The organism is Butyrivibrio sp. AE2032 (genome assembly GCF_000702965.1).
Genome location: NZ_JNLF01000005.1, coordinates 2204262 through 2219269, shown reverse-complemented (window position 1 = coordinate 2219269; position 15008 = coordinate 2204262). Strand labels below are relative to the sequence as shown.

General features: G+C 44.8%; 17 protein-coding genes. 2 read left to right on the top strand and 15 right to left on the bottom strand.

The window, feature by feature from the left end; translation table 11 throughout:
• Positions 1-2: 2 nt before the first annotated feature.
• The 4 genes from BO18_RS27525 to BO18_RS27510 all read right to left on the bottom strand — a co-directional run bounded on the left by BO18_RS27525 (position 3) and on the right by BO18_RS27510 (position 5899).
• Positions 3-2555, bottom strand: a complete 2553-nt coding sequence (locus BO18_RS27525) for a response regulator (RefSeq protein ID WP_034451101.1) — start codon at positions 2553-2555, stop codon at positions 3-5.
• A gap of 187 nt (positions 2556-2742) precedes the next feature.
• Positions 2743-3081, bottom strand: coding sequence for a PqqD family protein (locus BO18_RS27520; protein ID WP_034451100.1), 339 nt, complete (start codon positions 3079-3081; stop codon positions 2743-2745).
• On the bottom strand, positions 3068-4984 hold the full coding sequence (locus BO18_RS27515) for an OPT family oligopeptide transporter (protein WP_051689223.1): 1917 nt from the start codon (positions 4982-4984) through the stop codon (positions 3068-3070). The genes BO18_RS27520 and BO18_RS27515 overlap by 14 nt, the downstream gene beginning before the upstream one ends.
• A 174-nt stretch (positions 4985-5158) precedes the next feature.
• Positions 5159-5899: an AAA family ATPase gene (locus BO18_RS27510; RefSeq protein WP_034451099.1), complete on the bottom strand. Its 741-nt coding sequence runs from the start codon at positions 5897-5899 to the stop codon at positions 5159-5161.
• Between the two features lie 124 nt (positions 5900-6023).
• Here BO18_RS27510 and BO18_RS27505 point away from each other — a divergent pair, with 124 nt between their 5' ends.
• Positions 6024-6479 (top strand): hypothetical protein, encoded by a 456-nt coding sequence (locus BO18_RS27505; protein ID WP_034451098.1) that lies wholly within the window; start codon positions 6024-6026, stop codon positions 6477-6479.
• 186 nt (positions 6480-6665) lie between these two features.
• Complete coding sequence (locus BO18_RS27500) at positions 6666-6938, top strand: hypothetical protein (protein ID WP_034451097.1); 273 nt, start codon at positions 6666-6668, stop codon at positions 6936-6938.
• Between the two features lie 244 nt (positions 6939-7182).
• Here the strand turns inward: BO18_RS27500 and BO18_RS27495 are convergent, their stop codons facing one another.
• The 11 genes from BO18_RS27495 to thiD all read right to left on the bottom strand — a co-directional run bounded on the left by BO18_RS27495 (position 7183) and on the right by thiD (position 15001).
• Entirely contained in the window at positions 7183-8586 is a 1404-nt protein-coding gene (locus BO18_RS27495; protein WP_051689222.1) for a radical SAM/SPASM domain-containing protein, read from the bottom strand.
• A gap of 27 nt (positions 8587-8613) precedes the next feature.
• On the bottom strand, positions 8614-8856 hold the full coding sequence (locus BO18_RS27490; RefSeq protein WP_034451096.1) for a hypothetical protein: 243 nt from the start codon (positions 8854-8856) through the stop codon (positions 8614-8616).
• A gap of 100 nt (positions 8857-8956) precedes the next feature.
• Positions 8957-9115, bottom strand: coding sequence for a hypothetical protein (locus tag BO18_RS35160; RefSeq protein ID WP_185752592.1), 159 nt, complete (start codon positions 9113-9115; stop codon positions 8957-8959).
• 26 nt (positions 9116-9141) lie between these two features.
• Complete coding sequence (locus BO18_RS27485; RefSeq protein WP_034451095.1) at positions 9142-9579, bottom strand: hypothetical protein; 438 nt, start codon at positions 9577-9579, stop codon at positions 9142-9144.
• A gap of 423 nt (positions 9580-10002) precedes the next feature.
• Positions 10003-10428 carry a GNAT family N-acetyltransferase gene (locus tag BO18_RS27480; protein ID WP_034451094.1) on the bottom strand — a complete coding sequence of 142 codons (426 nt, stop codon included), beginning with the start codon at positions 10426-10428 and terminating at the stop codon, positions 10003-10005.
• 303 nt (positions 10429-10731) lie between these two features.
• On the bottom strand, positions 10732-11667 hold the full coding sequence (locus tag BO18_RS27475) for a hypothetical protein (RefSeq protein WP_034451093.1): 936 nt from the start codon (positions 11665-11667) through the stop codon (positions 10732-10734).
• Between the two features lie 37 nt (positions 11668-11704).
• A complete protein-coding gene (locus BO18_RS27470) occupies positions 11705-11995 on the bottom strand; it encodes a hypothetical protein (RefSeq protein WP_034451092.1) in 291 nt (96 codons plus the stop codon).
• 123 nt (positions 11996-12118) lie between these two features.
• Positions 12119-12817 carry a phosphotransferase gene (locus BO18_RS27465; RefSeq protein ID WP_034451091.1) on the bottom strand — a complete coding sequence of 233 codons (699 nt, stop codon included), beginning with the start codon at positions 12815-12817 and terminating at the stop codon, positions 12119-12121.
• On the bottom strand, positions 12818-13474 hold the full coding sequence (locus tag BO18_RS27460; protein WP_034451090.1) for a hypothetical protein: 657 nt from the start codon (positions 13472-13474) through the stop codon (positions 12818-12820). It lies immediately after the preceding gene.
• Between the two features lie 9 nt (positions 13475-13483).
• Positions 13484-14188: a class I SAM-dependent DNA methyltransferase gene (locus tag BO18_RS27455; RefSeq protein ID WP_034451089.1), complete on the bottom strand. Its 705-nt coding sequence runs from the start codon at positions 14186-14188 to the stop codon at positions 13484-13486.
• Positions 14189-14218: 30 nt separating this feature from the next.
• A complete protein-coding gene (thiD, locus tag BO18_RS27450) occupies positions 14219-15001 on the bottom strand; it encodes a bifunctional hydroxymethylpyrimidine kinase/phosphomethylpyrimidine kinase (RefSeq protein ID WP_034451088.1) in 783 nt (260 codons plus the stop codon).
• Positions 15002-15008 lie beyond the last annotated feature (7 nt).

The following is a 15008-nucleotide window of genomic DNA, read 5'->3' as shown; positions in this document are numbered from 1 at the left end:
AACTATACTCTTTCCTCCTTTATCCGGCGTATTTCCTTGATAACCAACTTAATATCCACAGGCTTGGCAATATGTCCGTTCATTCCGGCATCCATGCACTCCATGATGTTCTCAGAAAATGCATCCGCCGTCATGGCAACGATCGGGATGGATGCTGCCCACCGGTTTTCAAGTTTCCGGATAGCCCTTGTTGCATCAAGGCCATTCATTTCAGGCATCTGCACATCCATAAAGATAAGCTCATACCTGCCCTTTTCGGCTGAACGCATCTTATCCACACAGATCCTGCCATTCTCAGCCCGTTCAGTAGTTATTCCAAACATAGCGAGCATGGCAGATATGATCTCCCAGTTGATATCATTATCTTCTGCCACAAGAATATTTAGTCCCTTAAGATCGGAATAATCATCCTCCGGCTCGATTGCGGCGGACTCTTTTCCTATCAGATCGTTGATCTTATCGTAGAGAGTGGATCTGAAAAGAGGTTTGCTTACAAAGCCGTTTGCACCTGCCGCTTTTGCTTTATCCTCTATATCAGACCAGTCATATGCTGAGATCAGCAAGATAGGGGTCTTTGTTTCAATCTCGGAACGGATCCTGCTGATCGTCTCAAGCCCATCAATGTCAGGCATTTTCCAGTCAATTATGATGACATTGTAGTCCTTTCCGGAGAGATGCCTGTGCTCGATCATTCCGAGCGCTTCCAATCCGCTATTTGCCTGTTCAACCGATGCACCCATGGATGTAAGTGTATCAGCAGCAGTCGTGAGCATCGTCTCATCGTCATCAACTATCAGTACATCAACGGATTCAAGCTGCATATCTTCCCTCTGCCTGTCAGCTGCCGGTATATCGAGAGTTACAGTAAATGTTGTTCCCTTTCCCTGCTCGCTCTGACATTCGATCGTTCCTCCGATCAGTTCGACCATCTGCTTTGTTATGGCCAAACCAAGACCGGTTCCCTGAATGCTGTTAACACGGCTGTCCACCTGCCTTGAGAACGGTGTATACATGGTCTCCATATATTCGGGGCTCATTCCGATACCAGTATCAGATACAACATAAGTCAGCCTTATGCAGCCCGGCACATCGCTCTTTTCCTCACGCAGATCGACACTTACACTGCCTCCGGGTTCAGTGTATTTGATGGCGTTGGAAAGGATATTGATATATATCTGATTCAGACGGAGCTGGTCTGTATACAGATACTCTTTTTCTATCTGATTTATGTGGAAACTGAATTCGATATTCTTTTCTTTGATCATAGGCTGCGAGATGTTAACAAGGTTCTCGACAGTTTCCACGATAGAGAAAGTCAGCGGACTAAGTTTCAGTTTTCCGCTTTCAACCTTGGAAATATCAAGGATGTCGTTGATCAGCGTCAGCAGATGATTGCCGGCAAGACTGATCTTCCTTAAACTTTCCTTAGTTGATTCCTCATCGGCTGTATTCTTCTCGGCAATTGCAGTCAGACCGATGATCGCATTCATCGGAGTACGGATATCATGAGACATCGTGGAAAGAAAATCAGTCTTTGCCTTATTGGCAGACTCGGCTTTTCTGGCTGCGGCCTGAAGACGCTTATTAAAATACAGTATATAAAACAGGTCGCTGATAAACAGGATAAACAGGCCAAAAGAAACAACCCCAACCAATGCCAGATCTCCAGTCTTGGAATTAAGATCATAGGCAGGAACAAGACTTAACATCGTCCAACCGTCTGTAGCTGCTACAGGAGTAAAGGCAAGTATGCATTCCTGTCCGTGCGAGTCTATCATGGAAACCGTACCGGTCGATGAAGTAACACGTTCATATAGTTCTCTCGACGATTCCGGATCAGTCGCATTATATGATTCGTAGAACTCGAAAAAACTGGAATTTTTAAAACTGTATCCTTTTAGGATGTAACCACCGTTAGCATCGATTAAGGAAATTTCGGCATTTACAAGTTCTGTCTGAGGGAAGACCCATTTCTGTTCAAGCTCCGATATCGGAATTACACGAAACAGGACCGCTTCCTTTTCGCTGCCGTTCTCCTGATCAAAGAGCAAAACTTTGTTGCAGAAAGCAAGTGACTGCTCGCCATTCATAGGATTGGTATAAGCGCGGGTTATGTTGATTGAATCTCCTATTTCAGAGATCCACTTCACGTCATTCAAAAGATTCAAGCGTTCATAAGAAACAGCAAAGTCATCTGAAGTACCCAGTCTCGGGCGCGTGGAAAGACCGGTAAGAGTATCAAGCAGGATAATATGCGCCGAAGTGTTATTAAGCACATGAGAAGCACGGATATAATCTGCTGCCTCTTCCAATGTCATGCTTTTGCCGTTGATGTACTGTGCCCATACATCGCATATCCGTTGCTCGCCTTCAAGATAATTGGCAGTCACCTGTTCCATGGTAACCGTAGTGTCTTCAAAATGGGCTATCTGCCTGCGGTAAGAATCCCTGTTCTCGAATCTGGAATAAAGCACAACGAAAACCAGTATGCCAGCCATAATGATCACGTTGACAATAACAACTAAATATTTTTTCAAGTTCTTAGCGGATTCCATCTCGTTTTCCTTTAAAAATATTTGATAAGTCTAATTATACCAAGATTTTATATAAATGAACTCATCACCTTTGATCACGAAATAACAATTACAAATGCATAGATGTAAGTAACAATAATGGCTAATCCAAAGTACAACCGGAGATTAGCCATTTTGATTCAGTATCAACGAATGACAATTCCCCATTTCAAGGCATTCTCCTCACAAACCCGACTTCCTCGAGTTTTTTCATATAAATGCAGAGCCTCTCATATAAAGGTTCTGCCTCTTCCCTGTACTTTTCATGAACGAGCTGTCCGATGTCATAAACAGAACGCTTGCCGTCAACACAAAGGAAAATAAAGCTTCCCATCCCTTCGAGCGTGATATGTGAGACTTTAGGCTGCTTGAAGAATTTTTGCGCAACTTTATTGGTAAAGCCTCTATTCTCCATGTCAACGACTACAGTGCCGTTATCTGAACATGAATATATGAGTCCTTCCGGAAGCCCGAAAACATAATCCAGATAGTTCTCACTTTTTGCCATTTTTCGCCTTGCCGGAAGAAGCATTCTTTTTGTTGTTTGCAGCAGCGAAATAAACCACACCGCAGATCAGTAAAAGCAATATTATGGCAGTTATGTTGTTTGACGGAATCTTAGAGCTGAGATCGATGACATCAGTAATTCCGGTTACGGTCAGAATGGCCAGAACAACACCGATGATACCCTCTCCTGCGATCAGACCGGAACAGAATAGGATTCCCTTGCCCGAATCATCATTCTGCTTTCCGTTTATCTTCTCAACAACGAACTTGATCAAACCGCCTGCCATGATCGGAACTGAGAGTTCAAGCGGCAGATAAAGGCCAATAGCGACCGGAAGCGCAGGAACGCCAAGAAGTTCGATGACTATTGCAATAAAAGCTCCGATAAGAATCAGTGCCCAAGGCAGATTACCGCTCATAACTCCTTCAATGATCATCTTCATCATCGTTGCCTGGGGAGCAGCAAGCTTATCGGTACCAAATCCGAATGCGGAATCAAGGAGTATCATAACGCCGCCAATCGCTAGCGCTGCGGCAACTGTGCCCATAATCTCGCCGATCTGCTGTTTCTTTGGCGTAGCACCGAGAATATATCCGGTCTTCAAGTCCTGGGATGTATCGCCGGCCATACAGGCAGCAATGCAGATCAGGGAACCTATAGCAATCGCGCCCTGCATACCGTGAGCGCCAATATCTCCGGTAAGCTTAAGGCAGAATGCAGCGATAAGAACAGTAGCAATGGTCATTCCTGATACAGGGTTATTTGAACTGCCTACAAGACCAACCATTCTTGAACTGACCGCACTGAAGAAGAAACCAAATATCACGACAAGTATTGCGCCTGCAACTGTAACGGGAATTGCAGGAATGAGCCAGATCATGATGATGAGGACTGCAATTGAGATCAGGACAAAACGGATATCAAGGTCGATATCTGTACGGAGTGTGGAGGTCTTGTTTTTGTTGCTTTTCGAGACACCTTTCAGAGAAGCTGAAAACGCCTTGACGATTGTAGGGAATGTCTTGATAAGACTGATGATACCGGCTGCAGCAACTGCACCAGCGCCAATGTATTTGATGAAGCTGGACCAGATAGCAGAAGCTCCGCCGGTTGCATACAGTTCAGCGACCGAAACAGATGCCGGATAAATAACAATATCAGTACCAAAAGTGACTATGGCAGGAATAAGAACAAACCATCCGAGAATACCTCCCGCAAACATATAAGCAGATATCTTCAGACCGCAGATATATCCGACAGATACAAGTGCGGGATATATCTCAGAAGAAAACTCAGTCTTGAGCGATGAAAGCTTGAAAGTGAAAGCGGATTTTACAAGGCCAAGACCGTCAGTAATGAATTTGACTACTGCACCTAAAGCCATTCCGATAAATACGGACTTAGCAGAAGATCCGCCCTTCTCACCTGCCAGGAGGACTTCAGCGCACGCAGTTCCTTCAGGATACGGAAGCACACCGTGTTCCTTAACTATCAGCGCACTTCTTAATGGCACCATAAAGAAAACTCCAAGTAATCCGCCGAACAGAGCAATGACCGTAATCGTAATCAGCGAAGGCTTATCCATAACGCCTTCTTTTGCCCATATGAAAAGTGCCGGCATCGTGAATATCGCACCGGCGGCAAGCGATTCACCGGCCGAGCCTATGGTCTGCACCATGTTGCTCTCAAGGATGGAATCCTTCTTCATGATTATTCTGATAACAGTCATTGAGATGACGGCTGCAGGTATTGAAGCAGAGACTGTAAGACCGACCTTAAGTCCCAAATATGCATTTGCCGCACCGAAAACGACCGCAAGAATAATTCCTATGATTATGGATGCCGGTGTCATCTCGGATGTTACTTTGTCTGCAGGAATATAGGGTTTGAATTCTTCTTTCATAAAAGGCACCAATATATTTAAGAGTTTTGCGGAAACTTATCTGTATTATATCAATATATTCTTATAGGATGGTACTTTTGTAGACCATCATGAACAATGAAGATCTGGCCGAAATCCTTATGCGAGATGACCTCTCAAGCGGAGCAAAAGTATCATTTGAATTCCTGTATGGTATTAATCCTGATATTCATCTTTGAATAACTGTTGTATTATCTGTTCACGTTCACTGATAAACATTTTAGTGACCTTAAAACTGTCCGTTTCCTCGTATTTACATGGTTTGATGCTCTCCCCGTCAAAACTCAATATCTCTGCTTCGGGAAAACCAAGCAATACAGGAGAATGGGTAGCGATAATGAATTGGGCTCCGGTTTCCAAACAGCGCTTGATCTCAAGCATAAGTGTTAATTGCCGTTGTGGTGATAATGCTGCTTCAGGCTCATCTAAAAGATAGATTCCTTTGCCTTGAAACGATTCACGAACTAGTGCCAAAAAGCTTTCTCCATGTGAACGTTCATGATAGTGCATCGGTCTTCCACCTTGTCCCCTGCTGTATTCATCTTCCGCCGTTGCCACATTATAAAAACTCTCTGCACGCAAAAAATAACCGCTTCGGGCCTGTTTGTATCCTTTGATCAGACGGATCGCATCATACAGATTCGAATGCGAATCATAAGTTGAAAAGGAATAATTCTTTGACCCGCCTTCCGGATTAAAGCCAAGGTTCACGGCTATAGCTTCAAGGAGTGTCGATTTGCCGGTTCCGTTTTCGCCGACAAAAAAGGTCACTTTCTTAGTAAATTCCAGACGCGTAAGGTTGGCTATGACCGGGATTTCAAACAGATAACTTGACGGTTCAAGCCTTTCTTTATAAAACTCTAATCCTGAAACATATAAATCTGAAAACCCGTTCATTACTTCTGCTTCCTGCTGATTCAATCGACTTATTCTCATCTTACCAACATTTATATCGCACATTGGTGCTTAAACAAACAGGATAATATAAAATATAATCAAAATCATTCTGGAGGCAGTTTCTATGGCTAACATGACAAGCGAACTGAAAGCAAAATTCTTTGCCGCGAAAAGCGAAGAGGAAGCCGTTGCGCTGCTTAAGGATGGCGGTGTGGACGAAACGATGGCAAAAAAAATGTGGTCAGAGCTGACGCATAAGCGTGAGGCAAACGGCGGGACTTTATCTCTGGATGAACTTGAGTCTGTCAGCGGGGGCTACGACAGAGACTACCTGAAGGACGGATGCGCCGCTACGGTTGAGCCCGACAGCGATTGCTGGGGTACCGACTTGTGCGGTCTGTGGCCGGTCACTTATATCAACGAGCCCACCCGGCGTAAATGCCCGAACTGCGGCAAGAATCTTTGCTCTTGGAAAACGGAGGAAACGACCTGGAAAACAACGTACTATTATCAGTGCCCGCATTGCGGCCGCTACTTAAAAAGCATTAATGCCTCCGAATACGAAGAGGTAAATCCGTAAATAGCATAGCGAGATCATAAAATCAGGAGTTTTGGCGATCCGCGTCAGTTTCTCTGTTTTTCGACGTTCTATCGGACATCTGTTGCTTAATCAACGGAACGGCCCTACATTACTGATTGGATTGCCGTCAGTCCTTGTAGATAATGAAGCCATAAACAAAACATTATCAAACAGGAGGACAGAACAATGAAAAACACAGATATGAGAGAAGTAAACCTTGAGGAACTCGGCAGCGTATCCGGCGGATATCTCTACACGGAACACCATTGGATCTATGTTTTAAGAGACCGTGACGGAGAGATCTTAGGTGTTATAGACAATATAAGCGGTTCCGTCGAAGGTAAGAAACTGGAACATCTTCTGGATAATCCTATGTTCCGCGGTGCATCACATACATGGATAACATTAGACGAATACATTGATTTATACCGTCCTGAACTTAAGGGAAACACAGTGTGAATCGGCAGGGTTTGAACAAACTTCTTTTCCTTGCGATAATATAACCAACAATATATACATTTCAGAAAACGTAGGATAGACAACATGGAAAATACAGAAAACACGAATATAAATATCAGTAACAAGAGCCTCTGAGAAATCAGGGGTTCTTTCATATTCAAATGTGGGTGCCGACGCACTCAGGCAATCTGCTCCTTTTGTATAAATTCTTGTTTCATAAAGACTTAATCCCTATCGAAAAAGATCAGACTGACTGGTTGATCGTTCTTAAGAGCTCGTCTTTCTTTTCCTTCCATCCGTCTTTGAAATATCTACATGTCAGTTCATCTTTGGCAAGATAATCCGTAGGATGGTCACGGACCGCTATCGCACGGCATCCGCCGCAGCAAAGAGACCTGTATTCGCAGGTCTTGCATTCCGGATTGTGTTCCATAAAATCACTTACACGGTAATTAACGATATCCATGTAGAGCGAATCTGAATCAAGTATTTCTTCAAGAGGCGTCTCGAGCATATTGGGGAACTGCTCTTCAATAGGACCTCCGACCATCGACATGCAGGATAAGACATTTCCCTTAGGGCTGACATACATCTCACGTCTTACATGTCCGCACATCAGTGCCTTGCCGAATTTGCTCTCATCTATGCCCCTTTCATTTAATGCACCGCATTTACCGCGCTGAATATCGTAATTAAAGAAACCCTCAAGTCCGATGGTGAGGGGTTTTCCGTCCTCAAAATAGTGCGGGATATATTCCAGGAAAGCCTCATAAGTCTCTTCCTGCGTGAGGTAGTGCTCAGGCTGGTCTTTCCACTCGCCCTGAGGTGATGCGTTGCCTACCTTCAGATAACTGCATCCTAAAGAGGCCAGGAGATTGACACTGTCACGGATACTGCCCTTGCTCTCCTTGAAAAGGACCATTGACGCACCGAATCTATAGCCGCGTTCTCTGCAGCGTTTCATGGCATCGATGACGGATTTCTCGGCGCCGTCTATTCCTCTCATCCAGTCGTGATATCCGACACCGTCAAAACTGAACTGAAATACAGGCTGGATGTGTCTCTTATCAAGTTCAACGAGGAAACTGTCGGTAATAAGATATCCGTTTGAGTAGAGATTCGGGATCATCATGCCGCGCTTTAAGATCTCATCTACCAGAGGCCAGAAGTCCTTCCTTATCATCGGCTCGCCGCCGGTAAGGTTGATGCCCTTGATGCCGCAGCGTTCAAAGCTGCCTAACATCTGCATGAGCTGGTCCCAGGTAGGTTCGCCCTGTGCCGCATGAGGCGCTGACATGAAGCAGTGGCGGCATTTATAGTTGCACTTACCGGTTATTGACCACTGCACGCTCTCCTTGAAACGCACATTATAGTACCTGTATTCCTGCAGAGGCATAAGACGTTCGCCCTCTCCTGCCGGCCTGATGAACCCGCCCTTGAGCCAATGTTCATAGTATGATCTGTCATCTTCTGACAAGTCGTCCCAGCAGATATCAGTCTGTCCGTCGCATACCTTGAACAGTTCCCATTCGTGCTCTCTGAAGAACTCGGTCTTAGTTCCGTACAGATGCTGAACGGCATAAGGCAGGAGTTTCCATCCTCTGAGCGAGTAATATGGCGTAAGAATATAGCGCCTGATATCTTTCATGTCTGTCTTATATGGATACTTATAAATTTAAATCGGCAAGCCGACACTTCCGCCGCACTTGTTGCATCTCATTCTTAAATGCTGAGTGTTGGGTTCAAAGTATCCTTTATAAACGCAGCCCTTTTCACCGCAAACACCGCATTCCTCATCCGGAAGGAGCTCAAGTGACACAAATACCCAACTCTCATCGATCCAGTCTCCGGGAGTCCACTGCCCGGCTGAAACGGCCTCAAGATTCTCCAGATCAAGCTGCTTGTTATTGTCACACATATCATTGACCTCCTTTAATTTTTTCTTTTTAACACGTTCAGTTATAATATTGCCGCATAAGGTACATGTATATTTGGCATATACTCCATCGATTTTTTCGTCATGTAGGCGCCGCATTTAGGGCAGATACTCTTGGGATTATTTTCATAAACAACATCCCATTTGACGCATGCATCATCTGACCAGCACCAGCTGTCGGGCTCTGTGCCTTGAAGAGACGGGACTTAAGTTCTCCGTCAATTTTGAGATTATCTGCCATTTTAAACACCTCCTTTTTGGGGTGGCTTAATGCGCCTTCACGTATTGATCTTCCTGGGTATATCCGCATCTCGGACATTTGTAGACTTCACGTTTTGTGGTCGACTCACTGATATAAAGATTAATCTTGCAAGTCGGGCACAAATACCTTCCAGGCTTGTGTAAGTATGTAACTTCTCTTGAGTGGCATGCATCATCTGACCAGCAGCTGCTGCCGTACTCTACCGTTGCAGCACAGCCGTCCGTGAGCCAGTCACGGTCAGCTCCGCCGCTGATTGCCTCCAATTCTTCGGCAGACAGTTCGGAGCCGGTCTTATGAGTCCCGATTTCTTTAAAGAGCCGTTCTGCTGCTTCTGCCGAAATATCCTGCCCGGAAGTTTTCAGCAGTTCTTTAACCTCGTCCAAGCTCTTCGCCTCGATAAGCTTAGCCTTCAGTTCATTAGTTATAACAATTCTGTTTGCCATAGACGACACCTCCGTTTTGTATTTATTCCGAAAAACCTGATATAAAAGGGGTACCGATCACCATTCTCAAATCAAATTGATGTTTATGAAACATTATTAGGCTAAAGTTTCACCAAATGCAATATGCTTTTGAAAATGTGATCGTTTCCGACCCGGATCATCCGTTAGTTTTATATTGAATATAATAGACTAAGGCTCAGAGCGATTTGAGCCTTTTTTAATCAAGTTTACAGAGAGTTAATGTCTTATTGATTATTCGGCATAAATGCTAACCGCAAAATAAATATCATGTCAGGATAATTATCAGATAAAAGCATTTTCAACGCATTGGCTGAAGAATATCCACAGCTCTATTTAGATCCTGATGTTGGAGGAAGACGGATGACACCTCATTTCAAAACGGCTCGCTGTCCCTAAACCGGTTCAGAATTCGTCTGCAATAAACCACTGATCCATGGCGGGACCCGCATCTTCGTTCGGACGCACCCTGAAACCGAATTTCTCGTAGAAAGGCTCTTTGCCTTTTGCAGAATTCAAGGTCAGCTTCACTTTATATCCGGGCTTCATGTCACCCTTGAGTCTTTCGATACAGGACTCCACAAGCTTTCTTCCGATCCCCTGTCCCTGATATTCAGGATCGACTATGACATCGGATAAGAAAGCGATGTATCCGCCGTCCCAAAGGAGCCTTACGACACCGATGGCTTTTTCATCATCTCTGACGCACATGACCATGTATGCATTGTCGATGCACGCCTGCGCCTCTTCAAGCGGAAACTGGACCCAGCCCACCATTTTCCGCAAGTTCATATATTCTTCTGCCGTAATGTCATCAACGTATCTGATCATATTTCCTATCCTGAATCTTCAGTTTCTTCATAAAAGGAATCATATATTTCAATTCCGCAAATGACAATACCTCATCAGCCCCAACCTCAAGTGCGATCAGTCTGCTTTTTCAATACATGTATATTCCGGCGGTATAAACGCAAGAATTTGTCCCTAACCCAAGTATAAGACCAGCGGCAAGCCTTATATCAACGAGGATCCGGACGGAGTTAAAGACGGTTTTTATTACAAGACAGAAGAGAATCAGACTGATAACTTCATCGCCTACAGAGACAGTAACGCCCCGTAACCGTTTCTTCGGTATTAAACGAAAATAAACAATGCAAATGTCAGCAGCAAAACCGCAATCGTTATCGATGACATTACCGTCGCCGCCTTCGAGAAGCCCAGTCCTCTGACGGGCCCGTCAGCTGCCGCCTGCTTTAAGCCTTTGATTCCCAATATAAGTCCCGTGACCGCCAGCGCGAGCGCAATGAACACCGTAACAAAAGCAAACTTGCCGTTGTTAAGAAGATCGTCCTTCCAGCCTTCGAAAGATGAGATATAAAACTCGCTGCACATTGCCACGACCGTAACAAATATCGACACACCCGCGCAGATCGTTGCCGGAATCCCGATCTTGATAAACGGCATTTCCCTGTTATTTAACTTATCTGCAGTAAGACGACCCTTCGGATTAAACCTCAAGATCAGATTGCCGAAATTCTCGCCGGCCGCGATCGCCTCCCGGACCTGCCGGCTCTCTACAAAGTACACTAATCTCGCTGTGGCTAACATCGGAATGCGGAACCTGTTGTTGCCATGATAGAACTCGAAAAATACATATCTCGTTCCGCCAAGCGGCGCTCTCTCATATCCCGATCTGACCTTGGACAGCTCCTTTGCTTCTGCCATCTGGAACTTGAACGGATTCAGCGCAGATGTATACGCCACCCTGCCTGTCTCCTCATCAATGCAGAGCATCGACTTGATCCTATGAGTGCCGTTGCTGAATAACGTGGTTGTCTTGCCGAAATTGTTGGCCCTGAGACCTTTCTCCATCGTTCTTTTCGCGATCGGGAACATGATCAGATTAGTCACGTCTGTGAAGCCAATAAATAAGATCGACAGCAGGAGCAGGGTGATCACGTTAATAAACTCCTGGTGAAGAAACCAGCCGCACACGGCGCCCAGCAGAATACCTGCCGCAAGATAGCTTACGATCAGAAGGATTATCGTCGGCACACTGTTTCTCTTCATGTGGCGTTTCCTTTAGACTTACTTCAAAACGATCTCATCAACCTAGAGCCAGTCCCATATTATACAAGCTCAACACTTCGATCAGCAGAAAACCCATGAAGCCTGCTAAACACCCTAAAAATCCTAAAAGCCATATTCCTTTATGCTTACGGATCGTTTTTCTGATTATCAGTGAGAAGATCATGCCCACAACAGAAATGACCGGCAAAGCTACGATCAGCATTGGCAACGATCTGGAATGATATCCGTCCCATAGAGATATCCCCACAAAGGCAACAGATAAAAGTCCCAAGACAAGCGGAAATATCAATGATCTTTCTTCGTTCATAAATCCTCTCCCCCGGTCGTGCTTGCTTCTGATCTTCTTATCCGGGATAAATCCCCGGATACAATAATTATACTATGTGTGTAAAGCGACTTTCACACTTACCGCAGGCAACCGGCAAGCTCGTTAAGATCTCTTCTCCCGGTTCCTTATTATCGAACATGCCCGTTTAGCATCACGGAAATCATTCTCATCTACGCCGTAATCCCATAGTTCCGGCAACACTATTTGTTTGTACGCGTCCAGTCCTTCCTTTGAGAATTCCTCGAAAATAATATAAGTTCTGGCATAATCAAAAACCAAAGGTGCCAATCTGGCATTAATCCAATCAATTATTATGAAATCATTGCTTTCCTTTGGAAGCATAATATTAAGGAAATGCATATCCAGGTGGCATACGCAGGATTCCATCTTATTTGATAACCGTGATATTATCGAAAGGACTTCCGTCTTGTCATCATCATCTAAACCCATTCCGGCAGTATCCGAGAAATGTGGAATGTTTATATTTGACGCATTCTTACCATGTACAAACCGGAATGCATCTGAAAGCGTATGAAAACAACTGATATCACCGGACACAGCCCGTTTTTCGAGCGTATCTCCATCGATGTAATCCATTTTTATAATATGAGGATCTTCCGTGTCATAATACTTTACGTTACAGAGCTCTGCGTCATTTATCGCTTTCTGCTGTTTTTTTTCAAATTCTATCCACTCGACCGGATAAGATGATCTATAAACCTTATACGCAAAGCCTTTATACAGAAGCACTTCCGCTTGCGCACCATATCCTATTCTTGTTTGTGAACCGTCAAATATCATTTAATCCTCATATAACTGATCCCACAAGGCATTTTCAAAAAGTGCGCATCTTTCAAATATCCTGCACAATTCATCTGCCGTCTTGTCGTCTATGCCGGTGCCCAGTTCATCCAAAAGATCTATCCATATCTGATTGGTATCAATATAACTCTTACAGGAATATGCTTCGAACCAGGATCTGTATTCAGACTCCGCAATCTCTTCAGAATACTTGCTCATACAGATCCCGCATATATACGCATACACCCAGGAGCACTGAAGCAGGCTCGTAACGCCTCCCGGAAGGCCATACATCTCAACGCTTGAACGCATGAAATCCACATACTCAGTAATAACGGAGAACTTTTCGCTCTTTGTAATATCATCACCGGTTATCCCGAGTCTTTTCATGCCCGCGAGATGAACGCGTTCCGTCTCATCGACAGTGCCGTCGATGATCTTTCTCAAAAAATCCGCAGTCTTCTCATCTTCAGCAATATCCAACATCTGCTTCAGTATCCCGATATAATCCTGAAGATACAGATAGTCCTGCAGCATATACCGCTTGAAAAGACCGCTGTCCAAAGTACCCTTTGCCATTTCAATGACAAAGGGCTTGGATGCAGACTGGTCCCATAGATCTTTTGTTTTCGAGAAAAGAAGTTCTGACAGTTTCATTTAAGGTCCTTATTTCTCCGCGATGATGGCAACATAACCGCCGCTCTTGTATCCTTCGATTACTTCTTCGGGTTCCTCATTAGTATAAAGCGGATTCTTAACAAGTGTCTGATAGAAATTGAACTTGCTGATCCCAAGATTCTTTAAGACATTGATCTTTTCCTCAGTCGTATGCCAAACACCTGATGACGCAAGTGCCAAAGGATAAGGCAGTTCGGGCATAGCACCGGCAAGATATTCATGATCGTATGTGTTAAGACTCTTTCCAAGCAGATACATGAAGCCGAAAGCACTCTCCTTCGGAACATCAAGAAGAATGAGTCGTCCGCCGGCCTTCAGTGCCTTGAGGCATTTTGCATATACAGGAACAAGGTCCTCCATATAGCTGGAGCTGCCGTTGAAATAGATAACATCGTATTCGTTATCGGGAAGATCAACGTCTTCGATCAGACCGAACTTGATGACGTTTACTCCACGCTTTATTGCAATGTTTCCCATGTCTTCCGAAGGCTCGATTCCTTCAATGTTCGAGCAGTCGATATAACTCTCAAAAAGTCCGCTGCCGCAGCCTACGGACAGAAGTTTCTTCCCTGAAATATCGCCGAGCACCTTCTTGAAAAGTCTCAACTCACTGATGAAGAGGTTCTCGTTCTTCATGAACCATTCATCGTACTTTGCTGCATATCCGTCAAATTTTTGTTTTACTTCGCTCATATTATTTCTCCTGGAATTTGTTGATTTAATTTACAGTATCGCGTAATTGTGGCACAGAGGGCCGCTGCCGCTGCCGAGGTCCAGCATTGCCGCAAGTGCGCCGGAAATGTAATCTTTAGCGTTCTTGACCGCACTGTCCATATCCTCACCCTTTGCAAGGTTTGAAGCTATCGCGCTTGAAAGAGTACAGCCTGTTCCATGGGTGTTAGGATTATCTATCCTTTTACCCTTGAACCATACGTAACCGCCGTTACGGTAAAGCAGGTCATTGGCATCGTTTATCTGATGACCGCCCTTGCAAAGAACGCTGCATCCGAATCTTCCGTTGATAGCCTTTGCCGCATTGACCATGTCTTCTTCATTTCTGATCGTCAGGCCTGAAAGCACTTCCGCCTCAGGAATGTTAGGCGTGATGACGTCAGCCAGAGGAAGAAGCTCCGACTTTAACGTCTCGATCGCATCATCGCTGATAAGCTTTGCGCCGCTCGTTGCTACCATGACCGGATCGACTACGATGTTCTTTGCGTTGTACTGTCTGATCTTTTCCGCAATGACCCTGATAAGATCACTCGAGGCGACCATTCCGGTCTTAACCGCGTCCGGATAAATATCCGTAAATACCGCATCAAGCTGTGCAGCAAGGAAATCCGGCGTGACCTCCATGATACCTGTTACGCCGGTAGTATTTTGGGCAGTAAGAGCTGTAATGGCCGACATGGCATAAACGCCATTCATCGTCATAGTCTTAATGTCTGCCTGTATACCGGCGCCTCCGCAGGAATCGCTTCCCGCGATCGTTAATGCTGTCTTCATAGCATTT